This window comes from Labrys sp. Lb11, assembly GCF_057554225.1.
This window is the reverse complement of record NZ_BAAJOT010000005.1, coordinates 612,735-635,970: the sequence shown is the minus strand read 5'-3', so window position 1 is coordinate 635,970 and position 23,236 is coordinate 612,735. Positions and strand designations below refer to the sequence as shown.

19 protein-coding genes are annotated in these 23,236 nt (G+C 69.1%); 14 read left to right on the top strand and 5 right to left on the bottom strand.

Going from position 1 to position 23,236, the window contains the following annotated elements:
• Nucleotides 1-49 precede the first annotated feature (49 nt).
• The gene (locus AC27L4_RS21520) at nt 50-673 is read right to left on the bottom strand and encodes a hypothetical protein (RefSeq protein ID WP_487144404.1); all 624 of its coding nucleotides are present in this window, start codon (nt 671-673) and stop codon (nt 50-52) included.
• Between the two features lie 92 nt (nt 674-765).
• Between AC27L4_RS21520 and glmU the strand changes: the two genes are divergently transcribed.
• From glmU to AC27L4_RS21485, 7 genes are all read left to right on the top strand, one after another.
• On the top strand, nt 766-2,118 hold the full coding sequence (gene glmU / locus AC27L4_RS21515; RefSeq protein ID WP_487144403.1) for a bifunctional UDP-N-acetylglucosamine diphosphorylase/glucosamine-1-phosphate N-acetyltransferase GlmU: 1,353 nt from the start codon (nt 766-768) through the stop codon (nt 2,116-2,118).
• Complete coding sequence (locus tag AC27L4_RS21510) at nt 2,115-2,717, top strand: nucleotidyltransferase family protein (RefSeq protein ID WP_487144402.1); 603 nt, start codon at nt 2,115-2,117, stop codon at nt 2,715-2,717. Before glmU ends, AC27L4_RS21510 begins: the two co-directional genes overlap by 4 nt.
• Nucleotides 2,718-2,895: 178 nt before the next feature.
• Complete coding sequence (locus AC27L4_RS21505; RefSeq protein WP_487144401.1) at nt 2,896-3,972, top strand: HD-GYP domain-containing protein; 1,077 nt, start codon at nt 2,896-2,898, stop codon at nt 3,970-3,972.
• Between the two features lie 80 nt (nt 3,973-4,052).
• Nucleotides 4,053-6,806 (top strand): valine--tRNA ligase, encoded by a 2,754-nt coding sequence (locus tag AC27L4_RS21500; protein ID WP_487144505.1) that lies wholly within the window; start codon nt 4,053-4,055, stop codon nt 6,804-6,806.
• A gap of 21 nt (nt 6,807-6,827) precedes the next feature.
• Nucleotides 6,828-7,439: a hypothetical protein gene (locus AC27L4_RS21495; RefSeq protein WP_487144400.1), complete on the top strand. Its 612-nt coding sequence runs from the start codon at nt 6,828-6,830 to the stop codon at nt 7,437-7,439.
• Nucleotides 7,440-7,542: 103 nt separating this feature from the next.
• On the top strand, nt 7,543-9,063 hold the full coding sequence (betC, locus tag AC27L4_RS21490) for a choline-sulfatase (RefSeq protein ID WP_487144399.1): 1,521 nt from the start codon (nt 7,543-7,545) through the stop codon (nt 9,061-9,063).
• 438 nt (nt 9,064-9,501) lie between these two features.
• Entirely contained in the window at nt 9,502-10,641 is a 1,140-nt protein-coding gene (locus AC27L4_RS21485) for a tetratricopeptide repeat protein (RefSeq protein WP_487144398.1), read from the top strand.
• A 304-nt stretch (nt 10,642-10,945) separates the two neighbouring features.
• Here AC27L4_RS21485 and xth read toward each other — a convergent pair whose 3' ends face one another.
• The 4 genes from xth to AC27L4_RS21465 all read right to left on the bottom strand — a co-directional run bounded on the left by xth (nt 10,946) and on the right by AC27L4_RS21465 (nt 13,443).
• Nucleotides 10,946-11,746: an exodeoxyribonuclease III gene (xth, locus tag AC27L4_RS21480; protein ID WP_487144504.1), complete on the bottom strand. Its 801-nt coding sequence runs from the start codon at nt 11,744-11,746 to the stop codon at nt 10,946-10,948.
• Between the two features lie 161 nt (nt 11,747-11,907).
• Nucleotides 11,908-12,234, bottom strand: coding sequence for an iron-sulfur cluster insertion protein ErpA (gene erpA, locus AC27L4_RS21475; protein WP_487144397.1), 327 nt, complete (start codon nt 12,232-12,234; stop codon nt 11,908-11,910).
• Nucleotides 12,235-12,284: 50 nt separating this feature from the next.
• On the bottom strand, nt 12,285-12,869 hold the full coding sequence (locus tag AC27L4_RS21470) for a GNAT family N-acetyltransferase (RefSeq protein ID WP_487144396.1): 585 nt from the start codon (nt 12,867-12,869) through the stop codon (nt 12,285-12,287).
• Nucleotides 12,870-12,981: 112 nt separating this feature from the next.
• A complete protein-coding gene (locus AC27L4_RS21465) occupies nt 12,982-13,443 on the bottom strand; it encodes an OsmC family protein (RefSeq protein ID WP_487144395.1) in 462 nt (153 codons plus the stop codon).
• 390 nt (nt 13,444-13,833) lie between these two features.
• Between AC27L4_RS21465 and AC27L4_RS21460 the strand changes: the two genes are divergently transcribed.
• The 7 genes from AC27L4_RS21460 (at nt 13,834) to AC27L4_RS21430 (ending at nt 23,229) form a co-directional block, all read left to right on the top strand.
• On the top strand, nt 13,834-15,861 hold the full coding sequence (locus AC27L4_RS21460) for a molybdopterin-containing oxidoreductase family protein (protein WP_487144394.1): 2,028 nt from the start codon (nt 13,834-13,836) through the stop codon (nt 15,859-15,861).
• 207 nt (nt 15,862-16,068) lie between these two features.
• Entirely contained in the window at nt 16,069-16,596 is a 528-nt protein-coding gene (locus tag AC27L4_RS21455; protein ID WP_487144393.1) for a DUF1269 domain-containing protein, read from the top strand.
• Between the two features lie 64 nt (nt 16,597-16,660).
• Nucleotides 16,661-17,872, top strand: a complete 1,212-nt coding sequence (locus AC27L4_RS21450) for a deoxyguanosinetriphosphate triphosphohydrolase (protein ID WP_487144392.1) — start codon at nt 16,661-16,663, stop codon at nt 17,870-17,872.
• A gap of 31 nt (nt 17,873-17,903) precedes the next feature.
• The gene (argS, locus tag AC27L4_RS21445; RefSeq protein WP_487144391.1) at nt 17,904-19,649 is read left to right on the top strand and encodes an arginine--tRNA ligase; all 1,746 of its coding nucleotides are present in this window, start codon (nt 17,904-17,906) and stop codon (nt 19,647-19,649) included.
• Between the two features lie 76 nt (nt 19,650-19,725).
• Nucleotides 19,726-21,342 (top strand): SPOR domain-containing protein, encoded by a 1,617-nt coding sequence (locus AC27L4_RS21440; protein WP_487144390.1) that lies wholly within the window; start codon nt 19,726-19,728, stop codon nt 21,340-21,342.
• A 62-nt stretch (nt 21,343-21,404) separates the two neighbouring features.
• On the top strand, nt 21,405-22,427 hold the full coding sequence (gene nagZ / locus AC27L4_RS21435) for a beta-N-acetylhexosaminidase (protein WP_487144389.1): 1,023 nt from the start codon (nt 21,405-21,407) through the stop codon (nt 22,425-22,427).
• Nucleotide 22,428: 1 nt separating this feature from the next.
• Complete coding sequence (locus AC27L4_RS21430; protein WP_487144388.1) at nt 22,429-23,229, top strand: segregation and condensation protein A; 801 nt, start codon at nt 22,429-22,431, stop codon at nt 23,227-23,229.
• Nucleotides 23,230-23,236: the final 7 nt, after the last annotated feature.

The window sequence follows — 23,236 nt, the reverse complement described above, 5'->3', positions numbered from 1 at the left end:
GGTGGCATTGCAGTCCCGGTCGGCCGGATTCATCGTCAGGACACCGGTATCAGGGTATTGTAAGGCGCTGGCCGTCGAAGGCTGCGGGAGCGCAGCCCGTCCGGGAACGGCCGAGGCGGGCGCAGAGCCCGGCTGCGTCGGCCGCGTCGGCCAGCGGCCCGATCACCAGGTGCAGTTCATGGCCGCCGGTGGTTTCCCGCACCGCGATCAAAGGCCGCAGCAACGCCGCCTCGCCGCCGAGCAGCAGCTTCGCGCCGGCCCACTCCTGCCTCAGGCCGGCGATCGTGGCTGCTGGCCCGAGATCGGCTCCGAACGCGGCGGGGATGGACGCCCCGGCAGCCGGTGGCAGGGCAGCGGCCGGACCGACCGACCCGGTGACGATGTCGTCCGCTTCGGTGCGGAGCCGGCGAGGGGCGTCACTCTCCGGTACCGGAACGGCGATGGTGGCCGGATCGTCGGAGAGGACGACAAGCGATCGGATCCCGTCCGTCGGGCGATGGCCATCCGGGGGCCCCGGCTGGAGGAAGACCAGCGTGGCGAGCGCACTTGCACAGCCGAGAGCCAGGGCCAATACCGTCCAACCCGCACCGCCCCGGCTGTCGATGATTTCGCGGCGCACCGGCCCGGGGCCTTGCACCGGCGTGGTGCGGCAGCGATGCAATGGTGCAGCCATGACGGCGAGAATTCCGATTCGGGGTGACGGCGATTGTCGTTCGCCGCAACTTCGGCGATTAGTGCCGCACAATGCCTTCAAGGGAGTTAACCATGTCGCAAAGTTCCATCGCCGTGGTCCTCGCCGCCGGGGAGGGAACGCGCATGAAATCGACCGTTCCCAAGGTGCTGCACAAGGTAGCCGGCCGGTCGATGCTGGGCCATGTCCTGGCCACCGTCGGCGAAGCCGGCATCGGCCGGGCCGCCGTGGTCGTCGGCCCCGGCCGGGACGACGTGGCGGCCGAGGCGGCTGCGCTGCTGCCGGGCGCCCCGGTCTTCGTGCAGCGCGAACGGCTCGGCACAGCCCACGCCGTGCTGGCGGCAGGGGAGGCGCTGACCGGCGGCGACGTGGTGGTGCTCTACGGCGACACGCCGCTGGTGCGCCCGCAGACCATCCGCAAGCTCACCGCCGCGCTGGACGCCGGCGCCGCCGTCGCGGTGCTCGGCTTCGAGCCGGACGAGCCGACCGGCTACGGCCGTCTCGTCGTCGAGCACGGGCGGCTGCGCCGGATCGTCGAGGAGAAGGACGCCACGGCCGCTGAGAAGGCCATCGGCCTGTGCAATGGCGGCCTGATGGCCCTGGCGGGTGCCCATGCCCTCGAGCTGCTGCAGGCGATCGGCAATGCCAACGCCAAGGGCGAGTTCTACCTGACCGACGCGGTCGAGGCCGCCTGCGCGCGCGGGCTCCTCGCCGTGGCCGAGACCGTCGACGAGGAGGAGGTGCAGGGCGTCAACGACCGCGTGCAGCTGGCGGCGGCGGAGGCGGTGATGCAGCGGCGCCTGCGCGAGGAGGCGATGCGCGAAGGCGCGACGCTGATCGCGCCCGATGCCGTGTTCCTGTCCTACGACACCAGGATCGGCCGCGACGTGGTGATCGAGCCCTGGTGCTGGTTCGGTCCCGGCGTCACCGTGGAGGATGGCGCCGTCATCCATGGCTTCTCGCACCTGGAGGGGGCCCATGTCGGCGCCGGCGCCAATGTCGGCCCCTATGCGCGGCTGCGCCCGGGCACGGGGCTCGGGCGCAAGGCCAAGGTCGGCAATTTCGTCGAGGTCAAGGCCGCCTCCGTCGAGGACGGGGCGAAGATCAATCACCTCAGCTATATCGGCGATGCCCGTGTCGGCGCCAATGCCAATATCGGCGCCGGCACCATCACCTGCAACTATGACGGGTTCTTCAAGCAGCACACCGATATCGGCGCCGAGGCCTTCATCGGCTCCAACACCGCCCTGGTGGCGCCGGTCCGGGTCGGCGACCGGGCCAATGTCGGCGCCGGCTCGGTGATCACGCGGGACGTCGAGGCCGATGCCCTTGCCGTGGCGCGCGGCCGTCAGATCGAGAAGTCCGGCTGGGCCAGGGCCTTCCGCGCCCTGCGCGCCTCTCAGAAGGCGGCCAAGGCCAGGTCGTGACGGGCCGGGCCGCCGCAGCCGACGAAGCGGCACTCGCTTGGCGGCTCGAGGCGATCGTCCGGGCCGATCCGGGGCTGATGCAGTTGCTGGCGGCATTGCGCGGGCTTGCCTTGCCGCAATGGCGCCTGGTCGCCGGCTGCCTGTACCAGACCGTCTGGAACGTCCTCTCCGGCCTGCCGCGCGGCACGGGAATCAAGGACTACGATCTCGCCTATTTCGACGATGACCTGTCCTGGACAGCCGAGGATACCGTCATCCGCCAGGTGGCAGCGGCGACGCAGGGATGCGTCGGGCCGATCGAGACGCGCAACCAGGCGCGGGTGCACCTGTGGTTCGAGGAGCGCTTCGGTGCGGCCTATCCCCGCCTGTCCAGCGCCGACGAGGCGCTGGGCCGCTATGCCTCGGTCGTCCATGCGGTGGGCATCCGCCTCGAGGATGACGGCCGGTTCGACATCGCCGCCCCGTTCGGCCTCGGCGATCTGTTCGCCATGGTCATCCGCCCCAATCGGGCTCTCGACAATGCCGCCTCGCACCGGATCAAGGGGGCACGGGCGAAGACCACCTGGCCGCAAGTGACGGTCCTGCCCTGGTCCGATTGATCTGGCCATCGCCCAGGCACGGCAGCCGGCCATCCTCAGCCTCGGCATGAAGCCGCCCCACCGGGCCGAGAGCATATTCCGGCATCGGGTATTATGATGCCGTGAAATCGCTGGAAAGTTTTCAGGGATTGGAAAGAAGCACCGGCTATGGCTGTTCGCCTCTGAAGACGAGACGAGAATGCCCGACCTGCTTGCGATCGTCGATGATGGCCCGGCCGCCAAGCAGTTGATGTCGGTCGCCCAGTCGCAGTTCGAGATCGCCATCCTGGATGCGCGAACCCTCACGCATGCCGGCCCGCTGCCGGGCGGCAACCTGTATTTCCACATCGACCTGACCGACGCCTGCACCGTCTCCAAGCTGCGCGAGATGCTGCTGGCGGAACGTCCCGCCGGGCGGATGATCTTCGGGGTGCCGAAGGGCATGCACGCCTCGATGGTGCAAGCCTACGCCCTCGGCGCCACCGACCTGATCCCGCTGCCGATCGGCACCGGCCAGTTCGCCGAGCGGCTGGCCGCGGCACTGGGCGCCGGCCCCACCGATGCGATGCATGACGCGCAGGCCGGCACCGCCGTGGGATTCGCGCTGGGCGAGGGCGTCTCGGCGCTGCGCAACATCTTCGCCTTCGCCAAGGGCGTGCAGCAGATCGATTTCACCTTTCTGGGGCACGCCTCCAAGGCGGCGGCAGACGTCATCGCCGACGACGGGCTCGGCTGCTGGGTCGCGTCGGTGCAGCGGCATCACCGCACGACCTTCCAGCATTGCCTGCTGGTGGCGGGCGTCGCCGCCGCCTTCGGCCATCATCTCGGCCTGCGGCGGGCCGATGTCGAGCTGCTGACCACCGCGGGCATGCTGCATGACATCGGTAAGGCTCGCATCCCGCTGGCGATCCTCGACAAGCCGACGCGGCTCACCGACGCGGAAATGGCGATCATGCGCACCCATGCGGCCATCGGACACGACCTCCTCGCGAGCCGGGGGGACGTTGCCTCCGGCCTGCTCGACGTGGTGCGCCATCATCACGAATATCTCGACGGCAGCGGCTATCCCGACGGTCTCCAGGCCGAGAACATCTCGGACCTCGTGCGGATCATGACCATCGCCGACGTGTTCGGGGCCTTGATCGAGCGGCGCAGCTACAAGCGCCCGCTGCCCAAGGAGACCGCCTACGACATCGTCTGCGGCATGGCCGGCAAGCTGGAGCTGCCGCTGATCCGCGCCTTCCGGCCGGTGGCGATGAGCGTGGCCGACGGCTGACGCGGCGTCCCGACGCAACGGCGTTGACTTCCGCAGCCGCTGTTGTCACACGACCCCAGTTCGTGACGGCAGGCTTGGCGATGATCGAGAAGACCTTCAACCCGGCGGAAGTGGAACCGAGGATTGCGGCGGCATGGGAGGCGGCGCAGGCCTTCCGGGCCGGACGCGAGGAACGCCGCGAGGCGCCGCCCTATTCCATCGTCATTCCGCCGCCGAACGTCACCGGCTCGCTGCATATGGGCCATGCTCTCAACAACACCCTGCAGGACGTGCTCTGCCGGTTCGAGCGCATGCGCGGCAAGGACGTGCTCTGGCAGCCGGGCACCGACCACGCCGGCATCGCCACGCAGATGGTGGTCGAGCGCCAGATGATGGAGCGCCAGGAGCCGAACCGGCACGCCATCGGCCGCGAGGCCTTCGTGGAGAAGGTCTGGGCCTGGAAGGAGCAGTCCGGCAGCACCATCGTCAGCCAGCTCAAGCGCCTCGGCGCCTCCTGCGACTGGTCGCGCGAGCGCTTCACCATGGACGAGGGCCTCTCGGCCGCCGTGGTCGAGATCTTCGTGCGCCTGCACGAGGCCGGCCTGATCTACAAGGACAAGCGCCTCAGCAACTGGGATCCGAAGCTCCAGACCGTGATCTCGGACCTGGAGGTGCAGCAGCATGAGAAGCGCGGCAGCTTCGCCTGGAAGCGCGGCGACCCGGACAAGCCTTTCGACGCCGCCGCCCTCGGCAAGGTGCTGGACCGCGATCCGAACGGCCATCTCTATTACTTCGACTATCCCCTGGTCGACGCCGCCGGCAACGACACCGGCGCGGTCATTACCGTGGCCACCACGCGGCCCGAGACCATGCTCGGCGACACCGGCGTCGCCGTGCATCCCGAGGACGGACGCTATGCCGGCCTCGTCGCCGGCAAGGCGCGGGCGCGGCTGCCCCTGGTCGGCCGCCTGATTCCGGTGGTCGCCGACGAGTATTCCGATCCGGAGAAGGGCACCGGCGCGGTCAAGATCACGCCGGCGCACGACTTCAACGACGCCGAGGTCGGCAAGCGCCAGGGCCTGGAGGCGATCAACATCTTCGACGGCGACGCCTGCCTCAACGAGGCCGTGCCGGAGGCCTTCCGCGGGCTCGGCCGCTTCGAGGCGCGCAAGCGCGTGGTGGCGGCAATGCAGGAACTCGGCCTGCTGGCCCAGGTCGAGCCGAACACGCACCAGGTGCCGCATGGCGACCGGTCGGGCGTGCCGATCGAGCCGTGGCTGACCGACCAATGGTACGTCAACGTGCGGCCGCTGGCCGACCGGGCGCTCGAGGCCGTGCGCCGCGGCGAGACCCGCTTCGTGCCGCAGAACTGGGAGAAGACCTATTTCGAGTGGCTGGAGAACATCCAGCCCTGGTGCATCTCGCGCCAGCTGTGGTGGGGCCACCAGATCCCGGCCTGGTACGGCCCGGACGGCACCTATGTCGTCGCCCGCAACGAGGCCGAGGCCCAGGACAAGGCGCGCGCCAAATGGGGCGGCGCGGTCGCGCTGAAGCGCGACGAGGACGTGCTCGACACCTGGTTCTCCTCGGCGCTCTGGCCCTATTCCACCTTCGGCTGGCCGGACAGGACGCCGGAGCTGAAGAAGTACTATCCGACCGCTGTGGTCGTGACCGGCTTCGACATCATCTTCTTCTGGGTGGCCCGGATGATGATGACGGGCCTGTTCACCATGAACGAGGTGCCGTTCCGCGACGTCTACATCCACGCCCTCGTCCGCGACGAGAAGGGCGCCAAGATGTCGAAGTCGAAGGGCAACGTCGTCGATCCGCTCCAGTTGATGGACGAGTTCGGCGCCGACGCGTTGCGCTTCACCCTGGCGGCGATGGCAGCGCAGGGCCGCGACATCAAGCTCTCGACCCAGCGCGTGGAAGGCTACCGCAATTTCGGTACCAAGCTGTGGAACGCGGCGCGCTTTGCCGAGGTCAACGGCTGCGGCCGCGCTCCCGGCTTCGATCCGAAGGCGGCCAGTCTGGCGCTCAACCGCTGGATCGCCGGCGAAGCGGCGAAGGCGGTGGCGGAGACGCAGACCGCAATCGAGGCCTACAAGTTCAACGAGGCGGCGGCCGCGGTCTATCGCTTCATCTGGAATGTCGTCTGCGACTGGTATCTGGAGCTGGTCAAGCCGGTGCTGACAGGCAGCGACGAAGCAGCCAAGGCCGAGACGCGCGCCATGGTTGCCTTCATCCTCGACCAGTCGATCCTGCTGCTGCATCCGTTCATGCCTTTCATCACCGAGGAGCTCTGGACGGTGACGGCAGGCGACGCTGGTCGCGACAGCGTTGCGGCACTCGCGCCCTGGCCTGAACTCGGCGGCCTTCTCGATGCCGAGGCCGAGGCGGAGATCGGCTGGCTGGTCGACCTCGTCTCCGAGATCAGGTCCATCCGCACCGAGATCGGCGTGCCCGGTGGGGCGCAGGTGCCCCTGGTGCTGGTCGGCGCCTCGGACGAGGTGCGAGCGCGCAATGCTCGTCTCGGCGAGACCCTGAGACGCCTGGCCCGGCTTAGCGATATCACTTTTGTCGAGGCCGCCCCGAAGGGTTCGGTGCAGGTGATCGCTCGCGGCGTCACCGCTGCTCTGGCGCTTGAAGGCGTCGTCGACATCGACGCCGAGAAGGCGCGGCTCCAAAAGGAGATCGCCAAGATCGATGGGGAGATCGCCAAGATCGACGCCAAGCTGGGCAACCCGGACTTCCTGGCCCGGGCCAAGGAAGAGGTGGTGGAGGAACAGCGCGACCGGCGCGAGGAGGGGGCGGCGCGCCGGACCAAGCTCTCGGACGCCTTCGCGCGCCTGTAGCGGCTGCCGGGGAGACACGCGATGGCTGGATCGACGCTCGCAGCCTTGCTCGGCGAAAGCTACGATCCCGCCACCCAGATCTCGCCGGCGCAGATCGAGGTGATCGCCGGGGCCGTCCGGGCCCGGGCGCCCGGCGCGCGCCTGCTGGTGTTCGGCCTCGGCCATGATTCGCCGATGTGGCAGCGCCTCAACGCGGACGGCGAGACGCTGTTCGTCGAGGACAAGCCGCATTATCTCGATGCGGCGCGCATGCGCATGCCCGACGCCCGCATCCTGCGCGCCGACTATGCCACCACGGTGTTCGACGCCTTCGCCATGCCGCTTGCCGCCCTGGAGGCTGCCAGGATGCCGGCCGAGCTCGGCGGCGCCTCCTGGGACGTCATCCTGGTCGATGGGCCCGCCGGCTACTGGCCGACCGATCCCGGCCGCCTGCTGCCGCTGTACTGGACGTCGAAGCTGATGGCGCGGCACACCCATGTCTTCGTCGACGACTACAACCGGGCGATGGAACGGCATTTCGCCGACCTGCTGATCCGCTTCGACAACCCACCTTGCACCGTGGTGCCGAACGAGCGCGAACCGGGCAAGACCATGCTCTGGCGCATCGGCCGCAGCCTGGACGCCGGCGGCTGAGCCGCACGCCGGGCAGCCGGAACACGCCGCGTCGCCTGGAGGCTCGACACTGCGCGCGGCCTGCGCAAGCCTCGGTCCTCGCTCCGATTCCCGAGGAACCGCCATGTCCGCCCGGCCCAACATCCTCATCGTCATGGCCGACCAGCTCGCGCCGGCCTGCCTGCCCGTCCACGGCCACAGGGTGGTGAAGGCGCCGAACATCGCGGCCCTGGCCAGGGAGGGCGTGGTCTTCGACAGCGCCTACTGCAACTCGCCGCTGTGCTCGCCCTCGCGCGCGGTGTTCATGAGCGGCCGCCTGCCGTCCCGTACCGGCGTCTACGACAACGCCGCCGAATTCCGTTCCGACATTCCGACCTGGGCGCACTATCTGCGGCGTGCCGGCTATCGCACCAGCCTGTCGGGCAAGATGCATTTTTGCGGACCGGACCAGCTGCACGGCTTCGAGGAGCGCCTGACAACCGACATCTATCCCGCCGACTATGGCTGGACGCCGGACTGGGACCGGCCGCTCGATCGGCCGAGCTGGTATCACAATATGTCCTCCGTCACCGATGCGGGGCCGTGCGTGCGCACCAACCAGCTCGATTTCGACGACGAGGTGGTGTTCGCCGCCGAGCGGGCGCTCTACGACCATGTCCGGTCGAGCGACCGGCGGCCCTTCTGCCTGGTCGCCTCGTTCACCCATCCCCATGACCCCTTCGCCATCCCCCGCGAGTATTGGGACCTCTATCGCGACGAGGACATCGAGCTGCCCCGCATCCGCCTCGCGCCGGAGCAGCTCGATCCGCACTCCCGGCGCCTGCGCCATGTCTGCGACATGGATGGGGCGGTCATCACCGACGATCAAATCCGGGCGGCGCGGCGCGCCTATTTCGGTGCGATCTCCTATGTCGACGCCCAATTCGGCCGGCTGATGCGGACCCTCGAGGCGACGGGGTTGCGGGAAGACACCATCGTCCTCTTCACCAGCGATCACGGCGAGATGCTGGGCGAGCGCGGCCTCTGGTACAAGATGAGCTGGTTCGAGGGAGCGTCGCGCGTACCGCTGATCGTCTCGGCTCCCGGCCGCTACCGGCCCGGCCGGGTTGCGGCCAGCGTGTCCCTGGTCGACCTGCTGCCGACCCTGGTGGAGATGGCGGGAGGCGATCCGGCCGACCTGCCCGGCGGCCCCGTCGACGGCCGCAGCCTCGTGCCGCATTGCGACGGGCGGGGCGGACACGACGAGGTGATCGGCGAGTACCTGGCCGAAGGCGCCGTGGCGCCGCTGACGATGATCCGGCGCGGACCGTGGAAATTCGTGCGATCGCCGGGTGACCCGGATCAGTTGTACGATCTTGTTTCCGACCCGGACGAACTCGACAACCTCGCGGGGGTGCCGGCGCATGCGCCGGTGATCGGCGCGTTCCACGACGAGGCTGCCCGGCGCTGGGACATGGCCGGGCTCGACGGCGCCGTGCGCGAGAGCCAGCGCCGCCGGCGCCTGGTGGACGCCGCCCTGGCCGCCGGCCAGGTCACCGCCTGGGATTTCCAGCCCGTGCGGGACGCGACCCGGCAATATATGCGCAACACCATCGACCTCGACGAATTGGAAGCCAGGGCGCGTTTTCCGAAAGTGAGGCCCTGAGCTCCGCGGTCGTGCCGCTCGCGGGATAGGGTCGCTACCGCCCGCGAGGCCGCCATTCCGGCGAGAAAATCCTCACCGGACTCAACCGACGATTTGCCGTCCGCCTCCGGGCTTCCGCAGGGGAGGCGCGTGAGGACGGCCGGCGGATCCTTGCGTCGGCCCGACGCGGATTCGTGACATTCCCGCAACAGCGGATATGAGTCTGCGGCGCGGCCCCGCAGAGTGCCGCCGACAGCCGCGATCCCGCCACAAATCAACGGCTCAACTGAGCCCGAGCCATACGGGAAGACCGTGGCCGATCGGGCAAGCTCTTGATCGTTTCGAAAAGAGCGGCCTTTGGAAAAAATTAAGGCACATCAAGTTTTTCGGTAGAATTTCTCCCGTGAAGCTTGAATTGTCGAACGTGTGGCGGACGGCGTGGCGTTGAGAAGCGATAGCGTGACGATACCCGGCAGGATCGAGACCAAGTTTCTTGCGGCTTTGCCCGAATTGCTCCGCCATTGCGGGCAGGGCGGCGAGCGGGGTTCCGTTCTGTCGTTTGCGCGGGCTCGCGCACTGTCCTTCGCTGCCACGATCCGGCGGAAAAACGTCGCATTGCCAGCGCTCGGCCCAGATCCGGCCCAAAAAACGATCGAAGTCGGCGCTATCGAAGATGTCATGAGCGGGCACGACAACCTTAGCGGGTACGGCAATGGCACAGGCTTCGCCCGGGACGGGCGTTGGGTCGGTGGCGGTCTGCTTCGCGACCGGGGTGCGTCCGGGTTCCTGGAAACCTGTCGGGGGATCGTCTCCCGGGTCGCGCCGTTCGGCGTGGTGGCGATGCTGACCGCGTTTCCCGTGCATGCCTTCGACGGCAAGACCCCCGCCGACGACCGCTCGCCGATGGAGGCGTTCAAGTCCGGCACCAAGGCCTACAAGGCGGGCGACCTCGCCGGGGCTTCGCGGGCGCTGGAGTTCGCGGCCGGCAAGGGACACGCCCTGGCGCAGTGGAAGCTGGCGCGGATGTACTCGGAAGGGGACGGCGTTCCCCGCGACGACCTCAAGGCCTTCGAATATTATCAGGCGATCGTCGATGCCCATGCCGACGACAGCCCGGACACGCCGCAGTCGCGCTTCGTCTCCAGCGCACTGGTGGCGCTCGGTTCCTACTACCTCACCGGCATTCCCAACACGCGGGTGCGCATCGACCAGCAGCGCGCCATCGAGATGTTCCAGTATGCCGCCACCTATTTCGGCGACAGCGACGCCCAGTACAATCTCGGGCGCCTTTTCCTCGACGGCAGCGCTGAACGGCCGCGCGATCCGGTGATGGCGGCGCGCTGGCTGCGCCTGTCGGCCGACAAGGGCCAGCATCAGGCGCAGGCCGTGCTCGGGCACCTGCTGTTCACCGGCGGCGAGGAACTGCCGCGCCAGGCGGCGCGCGGCCTGATGTATCTCACGCTGGCCCGCGACGCAGCCAGGCCCGACTCGGATCAGTGGATCATCGATCTCTACGACGAGGCGGTCGGAGCCGCGACGCCGGATGAGCGGCAGATGAGCCTGACTTATCTCGAGCAGTATATGAAGAACAAGAGCTAACTTGCTCTTGTACATGACTTTTCCGGCAAGATATCGGACATCTCGATCGCAGGGCGGATCGGTATGATACGCTGGGCGGCAGCGGTTGCCGGGGCCTTGCCCCCGATCAGCGCCGAGGCGACAAGGCCCGCCTTTTCCGCCTGGCAGGGACGGTGATCCCGAGCGGTCGCCAGGCTTGCGGCCTCTGCACCGTATGCTGCCTTGCCGCCAGGATTTCCGAATAAAGCCCGAAGCCGGTCACGATGGCCGAAGACGCCTGCCTGGGTCGAAGAAGCCCGCGATGGCGACTGGCGTCGCTCGGGCCTCAGGCCGCCTGCCGCGGCTCGATCGCAAGATCGCAGCGGATCGGCACGTGATCCGAGGCCTTTTCCCTGGCCCGCTCGTTCTTGTCGATCTCGCATCGGGCAAGGCAGGCCGCCGCATGCGGCGACAGCAGGAGATGGTCGATGCGGATGCCGTTGTCGCGCTGCCAGCCGCCTGCCTGATAGTCCCAGAAGGTATAGCGGCCGGGAGAGGCGTCGCAGGCGCGGAAGGCGTCGGTGAAACCCAGATTGATCAATTCGCGGAACTTGGCCCGCGTCCTCGGCAGGAACAGCGCATCATTGACCCAGGCCGCCGGCGTCTTGGCATCCTCCGCCGTCGGGATGACGTTGTAGTCGCCGGCCAGGACCAGCGGCTCCTCCAGGGCGAGCAAGGCCTCGGCCCGCGCCACCAGACGGTCCATCCAGCCGAGCTTGTAGGGATATTTGGGCGTATCCGGCGGATTGCCGTTCGGCAGATAGATCGAAGCGACGCGCACCACGCCCGACCGGGTGGAGATGACCACTTCCAGATAGCGCGACTGCTCGTCGGCATCGTCGCCCGGCAAGCCGCGCATCACCTCATCGAAGGGATGGCGCGACAGGATGGCGACGCCGTTGAAGGTCTTCTGGCCATGGGTGACGACATTGTAGCCGAGAGCCTCGATCTCGGCGGCCGGAAAGGCGTCGTCCAGGCACTTGATCTCCTGCAGGCAGACGAGGTCGGGCTCAGCCTGCTTCAGCCATTGCGTCACATGGCCGATGCGCTGACGGATCGAATTGACGTTCCAGCTGGCGATGCGCAGCACGAGCGAATCCTAGAGCGAGTGAGCAGGTGGTGTTCGGAACGAGATGAGGTCAAAAAAGGCCGGACGCAAGGCGCATGTCCCGGCGAGAACCGGGACGCCGCGGACGGCGCTTCCTCCCCTTGCTGCGCGCGCCTTGTCCAAAGCCGTGCCTGCCCGTTCTAGACGGAGAAGCTGGTGCCGCAGCCGCAGGCCGCCACGGCGTTCGGGTTGTTGATCTTGAAGGCCGAACCGATCAGGTCCTCGACATAGTCGAGCTCGGCCCCGCCCATGTACTGCAGCGACACTTCGTCGACGAGCACGGTGGCTCCGTTACGCTCGATGGCGACATCGTCGGAATGGCGGGCCGTGTCGAAATCGAACTTGTACTGGAAACCGGAGCAGCCGCCGCCCTCGACGCTGATCCGCAGCATCGAGCCGGCCGGCTCGCTCTCAAGGATCTTGGCGATGCGGCGCGCGGCGCGCTCGCTGACGTTCATCGTAGCCATAGCGGCAACCTCATGCATTGAATCATAAGGTAGGTGCGATTTGGGCGACGTCAATCGCCAAGCTCGAGCCGCATCAACGGGCGGCGCGGCGAGCGCCGGGCGATCTCGTGAAAACCGAGCCGGCGGAAGACCGAGGCGACGCCGACGAAGCCGTCGCCCCAGACCAGCGGCCTGTCGGCCTCGACCGGGCAGACTTCGACGGCACGGGCGCCGGCCTCGCGCGCCATGGCGATCGCCGCCAGCGACAGCGCGCTCATCAGGCCCCGGCGCTTGTGCCCCGACCGGACGAAGAAACAGGTGAGGGCGTAGGTCGCATCCGGCTCCATCCCGTCGGCGACCGGCCGGGAGGCGCGCCCGGCCTGGAACCGCAGGAAGCTGCCGCGCCGGCCGACGGCGCACCAGCCGACGGCGACGCCGCCGGCATAGGCGAGCACCCCCGGAGGCGGCCCCCGCTCGACGATGGTCTGGAACATCGCCTTGCGTTCGACCTTCGGCATCCCGGCATAGTCGAAGCGCGGCAGTCGCGGCCACATGCACCAGCAGCCGGAATTGGCGCCGCGGTCCGGTCCGAAAAGATCTTCGAAATCCGCCCAACGGTCCGGCGTCAGGGGGTGAAAGGTCGTTGTCCCGGACATGGCGCGCTCCCGGATATGTTTCCGTTTTGTTCCATATCGCGGGAAGCTTGTCCAGCCGCACGGCTTGACCGGGACCGGTCCGGTCCAGGCCGGCGCGAACAGGTGCGGCTGCTCAGGTCGAGCCGGCTGGCCGTGCGCCATCCGTGGATCCGGCGGGGAACGCGATCTCGAAAGCCGGCCGGCCGCGCAGCGTGTTGCTGACCGTGCAGATCCCTTCGGCGTCGGACGCGATCGCCGCCTTGGTCTCATCGTCGAGGTCGCCTTCGACCGTCAGGACGACATCGAACCGGTCGATGCGGGAAGGGCCGTCGGCCGCCTTGCTGCCCGTCACCGTGGCGTGCAGCGCCTCGACCTTGTCGAGCACGCCGCGCTGGCTCGCTGCGATCCGGGCGCTGAGGACAAGGCAGGCCGAAAGAGAGGCATAGAGAAGATCGAGCGGGTTGAACCCAGGCTCCGACGGACGGGTGACGACGGACATCGTCCCGCCGGTGACCGATGTGACGGTGGGCTGGCCGGTGCGGGCGAGATGCGCCGTCGCGCCGGTCTGTCGGGCCTTGATGGTTCCGGTCGGCATGGGAACTCCTGCTTGTGCCCAGGGGGCGATCCGTCGCGACCTTCCCGGCGCTCCGTCGCAGGACGGTTCCTCCTGGCGAAGAGCGATCGGCCGCGGTGTCCGTTTGCCTTCCGCCCGATGGTCGCTGTCCCCGGGGGGCGACGGCGTTGAAGCCAGGGCGGCTTGCATACCATGGACATGAGGAGGCCGCATCACGCAGGCCGACTTCGGCAAGAATGATATCCGCACCACCCGGAGTCCCGATCGCAAGCCTGTCCGGCCGCGGCCGCAGCGCCCCCACGGTCCTCCGGCTGCGGGCAACGCAAGCGCGGTGCGGGCGACGCGGCCATTGCGCCGATCCGCAAACGGGTGTCGACTGCTGCGAGACCCCGCGCATTGCAGGAGCGCGCCATGCGTCCGGACCGCACCGGCATCAAGACCACATGTCCGCGCGATTGCTATGACGGTTGCGGCGTCGTCGCCGTGATCGAGGATGGCCGCATCCGGTCGGTCAAGGGAGATCCCCAGCATTTCGTCAGCCGGGGCCATCTCTGCGGCAAATGCTCGATCGCCTACAACAATGCCTGGATCGATCCGGCGCAACGCCTGACCCAGCCCTTGCGCCGGGCCGGGCCGAAGGGCAGTGGCGCCTTCGTAGCGGTGAGCTGGGACGAGGCCATGGCCGGGATAGCCGACAGCCTCAGGGGGATCCTGGCGGAGGCCGCGCCACAGACCGTGCTGCATACCCATTACACCGGCACCTGCTCGATGATCGCCGGGGGCTTTCCGACGCGATTCTTCCGACGGCTTGGCGCGACCGAGGTCGATCCGGACACAGTCTGCAACAAGGCCGGGCACGATGCGCTGACGCTGGCATTGGGGGCGTCGTCGATGGGCTTCGATCCGAGGCAGGCGGATGCGGCCCGCTGCATCCTGGTCTGGGGCGCCAATCCGCACAGCTCGGCGCCCCATGTCGACAAGCACTGGCTGGCGGAGGCGCCGGGCAAGGTTGTGGTCGTCGACCCGATCGCTCATCCCAGCGCCCGGGCGGCGGATCTGTTCCTGCAGGTGCGGCCGGGCACCGACGCGGCGCTCGCCTTCGCCATGCTGCATGTCATCGTCCGCGATGGACTGGTCGACCGCGCCTTCGTCGAGGCGCACGTCCTCGGCTTCGACGAGATCCTGCCCGACATCATGGCCATGGCCCCCGAGCGCGGCGAGGCGCTGACCGGCGTGCCCGCCGGCCTGATCGCCGAGGCGGCCCGGCTCTATGGCGAGGGCCCCTCGCTCCTATGGATGGGGCAGGGCATGCAGCGCCAGAAGATGGGCGGCAACGCGACCCGCGCCCTGGTGGCGCTCTGCGCGGCGACCGGCCAGATCGGCAGACCGGGCACCGGCTTTCTCTATCTCAACGGCAGCGGCACGCGCGGCATCGAATTCGACACGGCGGCCGTGCCGGGGCAGGCCGCGGCGCCCTCGATCAGCCATATGGATCTTGTCGCGCACCTGGAGGACCCCGGCCGGTCGCGGGCGCTGTTTTGCTGGAACAACAACATCCTGGCCTCCAGCCCGTCCCAGAACCGCCTGCGCCGGGCACTGCAGCGCGAGGACCTGCTGCATGTCGTGGTCGAGCTGTTCCAGACGGACACGGCCGACCATGCCGACTATGTGCTGCCGGCTGCAAGCTTCCTCGAATTCGACGACCTGGTGCTGCCCTATTTCCACAATGCCGTCTCGGCGCAGGTCAAGGCGTCCGAACCGCCGGGCGCGGCGTTGCCCAACCAGGAGATCTTCCGACGCCTGGCCGCGTCCATGGGCTATGCCGAGCCGGCACTGTACGAGAGCGACGCCGCGATGATCGCCGCCATGCTGGCGCAAAGCGGCTGCGGCCTGGATTTCGCCGGGTTGGCCGAACGCGGCACGGTGCTCGCTCCCGAGTTGATCGTCCCCTTCGCCGATCACGTCTTCCCGACGCCGAGCGGGCGGATCGAGATCGCCTCGGACCGGGCCGAGGCCGCCGGGCTCGCGCGCTGCCCGGTACCGCACGCCGACCCGCCGACCGGCGGCGGCCGGCTGCGCATCCTGTCGCCGGCTTCGGAATGGACGTTGAACAGCAGCTACGCCAATGACGGCAAGATCCGCCGGCGCCTGGCCGATCCACCGGCCTACCTGCACCCGCGCGAGGCGGCGCGCCGCCGCGTCGCGGAGGGCGACCGGGCGGTGCTCACCAACGAAAGCGGGCGCCTGCCGGTGCTGATCAGCCTGTCCGACGACGTTCCCGAGGGCGTGGCGCTGGTCCACAAGGGGCGTTGGCCCAAGGCGGAGCCCTCCGGCGCCAATGTCAACGTGCTCAACCGGGGAGAGAAGAGCGATATCGGCGAAAGTTCCTGCGTCCATGCGGTCGAGGCCGCTCTCGAGACCTCCGCCGACGCGCGGTGACGATTGCCACGGCTGCGGATGGCGACATATTACCGTCATCGAGAAGCCGTCTACGATCAGGAGGGCTTGCGGCGCGGGACCGAGGCCCGCCCGCAGGACGAAGCGGCGGCCGTCCGCACTGTACGGCCGCCGCGGGAACGGATAAACGGCCGATCCTGTCGGGAAAGCCGTCGTTACACCCTGCTAGTCAATCGAATGGAGACGTCGATGTCTGATCTGGTCGCGATCATCTACCCCACCGAGGAGCAGGCCGAGTCCGTCCGCAAGCGCCTCCTCGAGCTGCAAAAGGAATATCTGATCGAGCTCGGCGATGCGGTGATCGCCGTCAAGGCGCAGGACGGTTCCGTCAAGCTCAACCAGATGTTCAGCACCACCGCCGCGGGCGCGCTGTCCGGCGGCTTCTGGGGCCTGCTGATCGGCACGCTCTTCCTGATGCCGGTGATCGGCGCCGCGGTCGGCGCGGCCTCCGGCGCCATTGGCGGCGCCCTGTCGGATTTCGGCATCGACGACGCCTTCATGAAGGATCTCGCCTCGAACCTGCAGCCGGGCAACGCCGCGCTGTTCGTGCTGATCCGCAAGATGACTGCCGACAAGGTGCTGGAGGCGGTCAAGGGCAGCGGCGGGACCGTGCTGAAGACCTCGCTCGACCACACCAAGGAGCAGGCCCTGCGCGACGCCATCGCCGGCGCGGTGCCCGCGCCGGCGGCCGAACAGCCGGCCGCCAGCAACCCGTAAGCCTTTCGGCCGGCGGCCGCCCCGAGGGACGGCCGCCGGCTCCTCGTTCGATCCCGGCTCCGCCATGGACATTCCCGATTGTGTCGTGCGCCCGCGCGGGCCCTGGGCGGTCCCGCCGGTCTCACGGGGCCGGCTCGTGCCGGAGCCGGCCTCGCCGACGCGCACGGACTTCCAGCGCGACCGCGACCGCATCATCCACTCCACCGCCTTCCGGCGCCTCAAGCACAAGACGCAGGTGTTCGTCACCCATGAGGGCGACCACTATCGCACCCGCCTGACGCACAGCATCGAGGTGGCGCAGATCGCCCGCTCGCTGGCCCGCTCCCTGGCCCTGGACGAGGATCTGGCCGAGGCGCTGGCGCTGGCGCACGACCTCGGCCACACACCCTTCGGCCACACCGGCGAGGAGGCGCTCGACGAGGCGATGCGGCCCTATGGCGGCTTCGACCACAACGCCCAATCGCTGCGCCTCGTCACCCGGCTGGAATGCCGCTACGCCGCCTTCGACGGTCTCAACCTGGCGTGGGAGACGCTGGAAGGGCTGGTCAAGCACAACGGGCCGATGCTCGCGCCGGACGGGACGCCGCTCGGCGCCTATGCCGCCGGCGGCATTCCCGCCGCCATCCTCGAATACCAGGCGCTGCAGGACCTCGAGCTGACCAGCTTCGCCAGCGCCGAGGCGCAGGCCGCGGCCGTGGCCGACGACATCGCCTACGACGCCCACGACATCGACGACGGCCTGCGCGCCGGGCTGTTCCAGCTCAGCGACATCGCGGCCGTGCCGCTGGTCGGCGAATTGCTCGGGGAGATCGACGCCAGGCACCCGGGACTCGACCGGGTGCGCACCGCGCACGAATTGATGCGGCGCATCATCACGCGCCTGGTGGAGGACGTGATCGGGCAGGGACGCCTCGCCTTCGAAAGCGGGCGCTATCGCTCGGTCGACGATGTGCGGGCGGCCGGCCGCACCCTGGTCGGTTTCTCGCCGGCGATGCAGGCGGCCGAACGGGGCATCAAGGACTTCCTCTACGCCAACATGTACCGGGCGCCGCGGGTGATGAAGATCCGCGCCGAGGCGGCCGAGGTGGTGGCGAACCTGTTCCGGCGCCTGTTCGACGATGTCGGCGCACTGCCGGCGGAGTGGCGCGAGGGCCTGGAGGCGGCGAGCGAGGAGCGCCGCGCCCGGCGTGTCGCCGACTACATCGCCGGCATGACCGACACTTTTGCCCTCGGCGAGCACCGACGTCTGTTCGACACGGCGCCGGACTTGCGGTAAACGCGGCAGCTTCGCTGCTGCTGGAACCGTCATGAACCTGTTCGCCGTTTTTGAAACGCATGTCCGCGACGCCGTCTCGGCGCTCGCCGCGGAAGGCCTCTTCCCCGTCGCGCCGGATCTGGCCCGCGTCGTGGTCGAGCCGCCGCGCGATGCGAGCCACGGCGACTTCGCCACCAATGCGGCGATGGTTCTGGCCAAGGATGCCGGCTTGAAGCCGCGCGACCTCGCCGGGAAGATCGCCGGAAAGCTCGGCGGCGTCGCCGGCGTCACCAAGGTCGACATTGCCGGCCCCGGCTTCATCAACATCTCGGTCGCTCCCACGCTCTGGGCCGGCGTGCTCGCCGCCGCCCTGCAGGCCGGCGCCGCCTATGGCCGCGGCACGCTCGGGCAGGGCGAGACGGTCAATGTCGAATATGTCTCGGCCAATCCGACCGGGCCGATCCATGTCGGGCACGCCCGCAACGCCGTGACGGGCGATGCGCTGGCGAGCCTGCTCGCGGCCGCCGGCTACGACGTCACCCGCGAATATTACATCAACGACGCCGGCGCCCAGGTCGACGTGCTCGGCCGCTCGGCCTATCTGCGCTACCGTGAGGCCTTGGGCGAGGCGATCGAGATCCCAGAGGGGCTCTACCCCGGCGACTACCTCAAGCCGGTCGGCGAGGCGCTGGCGCGCGAGCATGGTCCGGCGCTGCTCGACATGCCGGAGGAGCGCTGGCTGCCGATCGCACGCGACACGGCGATCGCCGCGATGATGGCCCTGATCCGGGCCGACCTCGACCTCGTCAAGGTGCGGCACGACGTGTTCTTCTCCGAGCGGTCGCTGCAATATCCCGTCGACATGGTCGCTGGGATGATCGCCGTGCTCAGGGTGAAGGGCGACATCTACGAAGGCCGGCTGCCGCCGCCCAAGGGCCAGAAGGACGAGGACTGGGAGGACCGGGAGCAGACGCTGTTCCGCGCCACCGCTTATGGCGACGACATCGACCGGGCACTGCTGAAGTCGGACGGATCCTACACCTACTTCGCCAACGACATCGCCTACCATAAGAACAAGTTCGATCGCGGCTTTGCCGCCATGATCGACGTCTGGGGCGCCGACCACGGCGGCTATGTCAAGCGCATGCAGGCGGCGACGCGCGCGGCGACGGGCGGAAAGGGCTCGCTCGACGTCAAGCTGTGCCAACTGGTCAAGCTGCTGCGCGACGGCGAGCCGGTGAAGATGTCGAAGCGGGCCGGCGATTTCGTCACCCTGCGCGAGGTGATCGAGGAGGTCGGCAGCGACGCCGTGCGTTTCATCATGCTGATGCGCAAGAACGACGCGCCGCTCGATTTCGATCTCGCCAAGGTGATCGAGCAATCGAAGGACAATCCGGTCTTCTACGTCCAATATGCCTATGCGCGCTGCCGTTCGACCTTCCGCACGGCAGGTGAGTCGGGGGTCGACGTGTCCGGCAGCTTCGCCGATGCAGATCTCGCCCGGCTCGACGATGAAGGAGAACTGGCGCTTTTGAAGCGTCTGGCGCAATATCCAAGGCTGATCGAACAGGCAGCCGTCGCACATGAACCGCACCGGGTGGCGTTCTACTTGTACGAGCTTGCCAGCGATTTCCATGGTCAGTGGAATCGCGGCAAGGACGCGCCGCATTTACGGTTCATTAGGGTTGACGATGGAAGCTTGACACGCGCTCGCTTGGCGCTTGTGCGTGGCGTGGAGACGGTGCTGGCCTCGGGCCTTGCGCTGCTCGGTGTGTCCGCGCCGGACGAAATGCGCTGACGCCGTCTGATCCCAGCGGTTGGAGGAGGACGGCGGCGGTTGCCCCGAAGGGCTTGTGACGACGATGAGTGAGTCGATGAACCGCCGCTTTGCCGCCCGTAACGACTTTGCCTCTCCCGCCGGCGGGCGGGAGGATCCGCTTGCCGAACTGGCGCGGATCGTCAACCGGAACGATCCTTTCAACGACCTCTTCAACGAAGCCCGCACGGCGCCGCAGCCGCAGCGGGTCGAGCCGCCGATGGCCGCTCCGCCGGCTGCGGCGCCGTTCGAAGGCGACCTGCGCGGCAGCTACGACCCGCACCAGGACGACCCCCGCCAGACCCAGCGCTTCCGCGGCCAGGCGGCGCCCTCCTATGGCATCGCCACCTATGACGAGGCGCCGGTGCCGGCCAACAGCCAGGCGCCCGTCCGCTCCGCCGCGGGGCATCCCCACGCGGAGGACGATCTTCCCGAAAGCGATCGCTATGCGCCGGCGCCCGCCTACGACGACGCCTATGGGGCGCAGGGCCAGTCCTACGAACTCTACGAGCAGGCCGCCGGCTATTACGAGAATGGCGAGACCGGCGTGGCCGACGACGACATTCGCGCGGCCCCCTATGTGCCGGAGGAAGATGTCGGCCGGGGATACCAGCAGGGCCGGCGCGGCCTGTCGAGCGTCGCCGTGATCGCCGTCGTCGCCGCCCTGGCGGGGGTCGGCGGCGGGGCCTATGCTTGGAAGAGCGGCTTGTTCGAGCGGGGAGGGATGGTCGCCGCAAACGGGGAGCCCCCCCTGATCATCGCCAGCAAGGAGCCGGCCAAGATCAAGCCGGAGACGCCGGCGCCCGATGCGCCGCCCGCGACCAAGGAGATCTTCGATCGCGTCGCGCCGGAAGAGGCCGGCGTGCCCGAGCGCATCCTGCCCCGCGAGGAGCAGCCCGTCGCCGTCACCATCGCGCCGCCCGCCGAGCAGCCGCGCGTGGTGCAGACCACGCCGGTCACGGAGCCGACGGGGGCCGTGACTCAGCCGTTGCCGCCGGCGCCGGCCGCCGCCGACCCGCAGCCCGCCCCGCCGACCCGCAGCATCGCTGCCGCCACGCCGCCGAGCACCAATCCGCATGAGCCCCGTCGGGTCAAGACGGTGAAGGTGTTGTCCGACGGCACCATCGTCACCGGGGAAGCGCCGGCCATGCCGCCGCCGGAGATGGGGGTGCCGTCGCTCGCCGTCCCGCAATCGCCGGTCGATCCGGATCAGGTCGCCGCGGCGCCGGAGCCCGCGACCGAGGAGCCGGCCGCCGCAACTCCCCAGGCAGCGCCGAAGCCGGCGCCGGTCCCGCCCGTGCGGCCGAAGAAGGTCCCCACCGCTCCGGTGAAGCCGGCCGCGGCCGAACCTGCGCCGGCCACGCCGCAGCAGACCCAGGTCGCCGCTGTCGAGGCGCCGCAGCCGGCGGCGCCGGCCGCAGGCAACGGCGCCTTCGTGGTGCAGATCTCGTCGCAGAAGAGCCAGGCCGAGGCGATGGCCGCCTATCAGGCGGTGCAGCGCAAGTTCCCGTCGGTGATGAGCGGCATGAAGCCGTCGATCCAGAAGGCGGAAGTCGGCGACAAGGGCACGTTCTACCGTGTCCGCGTCGGCGGCTGGGCCGCACGCGACCAGGCCACCGCCTTCTGCGTCAAGCTCAAGGCCGCCGGCGGCGACTGCGTCGTCACCCGCGGCTAGGGTGCGGGGACAAAGTGATCCGGGGCGGCCTGAGGCCGCCCCTTCGTGCGAATGAGCCTGCCATGCCCGTATCGGCCGTCATCCTTGGTTGCTCAGGTCCGTCGCTGACGGCCGAGGAGTGCGCCTTCTTCCGCGACGCCGACCCCTGGGGCTTCATCCTGTTTCGCCGCAATGTCGGCACGCCGGAGGAGGTGAGGGCGCTGACCGCAAGCCTGCGCGAGGCGGTGGGGCGGGATGCTCCGGTGCTGGTCGATCAGGAGGGCGGCCGGGTGCAGCGCCTCGGCCCGCCGCATTGGCGCAAATATCCGCCGGGCCGCAGCTATGGTCGCGTGCACGCCAACGATCCGGTGACGCGCCGCGAGATCACGCGGCTGGCTGCCCGCCTCATCGCCGACGACCTTCTGGCGGTCGGCATCAATGTCGACTGCATCCCGGTGCTCGACGTGCCGGCCGCCGGTTCGCACGACATCGTCGGCGACCGGGCCTACGGCCCCGATGCCGTCACGGTCGGCACGCTCGGCCGCGCCGCAGCCGAGGGCCTGCTCGCCGGCGGCGTGCTGCCGGTGATCAAGCACATCCCCGGCCATGGCCGGGCGGCGGTGGACAGCCATCTGTCGCTTCCGATCGTCGATGCGCCGCTCTCGGCCCTGGAGCAGACGGACTTCCTTCCCTTCAGGATGCTGGCGGACATGCCGGCCGGCATGACCGCCCATGTCGTCTACACCGCCATCGATCCCGCCGGGCCCTGCACCACCTCGCGAAAGGCGATCCGGCGTGTCATTCGCGGCACCATCGGCTATGACGGCCTCCTGATGAGCGACGACCTGTCGATGCAGGCCCTGTCGGGAAGCCTGGGCGAGCGCGCCGCGGCGGCCTTCGCCGCCGGCTGCGACATCGGCCTGCATTGCAACGGCTCGATGGAGGAAATGCTGCAGGTGGCGACCTCGGCGCCCCGGCTCGCCGGCAAGGCGGCGCGGCGGGCCGAGGCGGCGCTCGGCCGCATCCGCCATCTGCCCGAACCGATCGACGCCGCGGAGGCGCGCGCGCGCCTCGACGCGGCGCTCTCCACCCTGCAGGCGGCCTGAGATGGCCGAGCCGTTCGACTTCACGGAGTCGGACAACCGGGCGAGCGAGGACCCGACCCTGGTCGTCGACGTCGACGGCTTCGAGGGACCGCTCGACCTGCTGCTCGAATTGTCGCGCCGCCAGAAGGTCGACCTGGCGCGCATTTCCATCCTGGCCCTGGCCGAGCAATACCTCGCCTTCATCGCCGCGGCGCGTGAACTGCGGCTGGAGCTGGCGGCCGACTATCTCGTCATGGCCGCCTGGCTGGCCTATCTCAAGTCGCGCCTGCTCTTGCCCGAGCCGCCCAAGGGCGAGGAGCCGCCGGCCGCCGACCTCGCCGCGGCCCTCGCCTTCCGCCTGAAGCGCCTGGAAGCGATGCGCTCGGCGGCCGCGGCGCTGCAGGAGCGCCCGCAACTCGGCCAGGACGTCTTCCTGCGCGGCATGCCGGAGGGCGTGCGGAGCATCGCCACCGGGCGCTACGAGGCGACGATTTACGATCTGCTGTCCGCCTATGCCCATCAGCGCCAGCGCGCGGTGCTCGCCCGCGTCCGCCTGCCCGACCGGAATGTCTGGACGCTGGCGGAGGCGCGGGAACTGCTGGAGCGCCTGGCAGGCCCCACCCTCGACTGGACCAGCCTGTCCGACTTCCTGACGGAGTATCTGGCCGAGCCCACCACGCGCGCCACGGTCCGGGCATCGAGCTTTTCCGCCAGCCTGGAACTGGCCAAGGAGGGCAAGCTCGATTTGAAGCAGGACAAGCCGTTCGCCCCGATCTATATCCGCGGCAAGGTCGCCCGCGGCGGCCGCACGGACGAGTCGTAGAGGAATC

Bases quoted from the DNA above. Each gene is read 5' to 3' on its own strand.
- AC27L4_RS21520 (WP_487144404.1), bottom strand. From the start codon at position 673: ATGGCTGCACCATTGCATCGCTGCCGCACCACGCCGGTGCAAGGCCCC.
- glmU (WP_487144403.1), top strand. From the start codon at position 766: ATGTCGCAAAGTTCCATCGCCGTGGTCCTCGCCGCCGGGGAGGGAACG.
- AC27L4_RS21505 (WP_487144401.1), top strand. From the start codon at position 2,896: ATGCCCGACCTGCTTGCGATCGTCGATGATGGCCCGGCCGCCAAGCAG.
- AC27L4_RS21500 (WP_487144505.1), top strand. From the start codon at position 4,053: ATGATCGAGAAGACCTTCAACCCGGCGGAAGTGGAACCGAGGATTGCG.
- AC27L4_RS21495 (WP_487144400.1), top strand. From the start codon at position 6,828: ATGGCTGGATCGACGCTCGCAGCCTTGCTCGGCGAAAGCTACGATCCC.
- betC (WP_487144399.1), top strand. From the start codon at position 7,543: ATGTCCGCCCGGCCCAACATCCTCATCGTCATGGCCGACCAGCTCGCG.
- erpA (WP_487144397.1), bottom strand. From the start codon at position 12,234: ATGGCTACGATGAACGTCAGCGAGCGCGCCGCGCGCCGCATCGCCAAG.
- AC27L4_RS21470 (WP_487144396.1), bottom strand. From the start codon at position 12,869: ATGTCCGGGACAACGACCTTTCACCCCCTGACGCCGGACCGTTGGGCG.
- AC27L4_RS21465 (WP_487144395.1), bottom strand. From the start codon at position 13,443: ATGCCGACCGGAACCATCAAGGCCCGACAGACCGGCGCGACGGCGCAT.
- AC27L4_RS21460 (WP_487144394.1), top strand. From the start codon at position 13,834: ATGCGTCCGGACCGCACCGGCATCAAGACCACATGTCCGCGCGATTGC.
- AC27L4_RS21455 (WP_487144393.1), top strand. From the start codon at position 16,069: ATGTCTGATCTGGTCGCGATCATCTACCCCACCGAGGAGCAGGCCGAG.
- AC27L4_RS21450 (WP_487144392.1), top strand. From the start codon at position 16,661: ATGGACATTCCCGATTGTGTCGTGCGCCCGCGCGGGCCCTGGGCGGTC.
- argS (WP_487144391.1), top strand. From the start codon at position 17,904: ATGAACCTGTTCGCCGTTTTTGAAACGCATGTCCGCGACGCCGTCTCG.
- AC27L4_RS21440 (WP_487144390.1), top strand. From the start codon at position 19,726: ATGAACCGCCGCTTTGCCGCCCGTAACGACTTTGCCTCTCCCGCCGGC.
- nagZ (WP_487144389.1), top strand. From the start codon at position 21,405: ATGCCCGTATCGGCCGTCATCCTTGGTTGCTCAGGTCCGTCGCTGACG.
- AC27L4_RS21430 (WP_487144388.1), top strand. From the start codon at position 22,429: ATGGCCGAGCCGTTCGACTTCACGGAGTCGGACAACCGGGCGAGCGAG.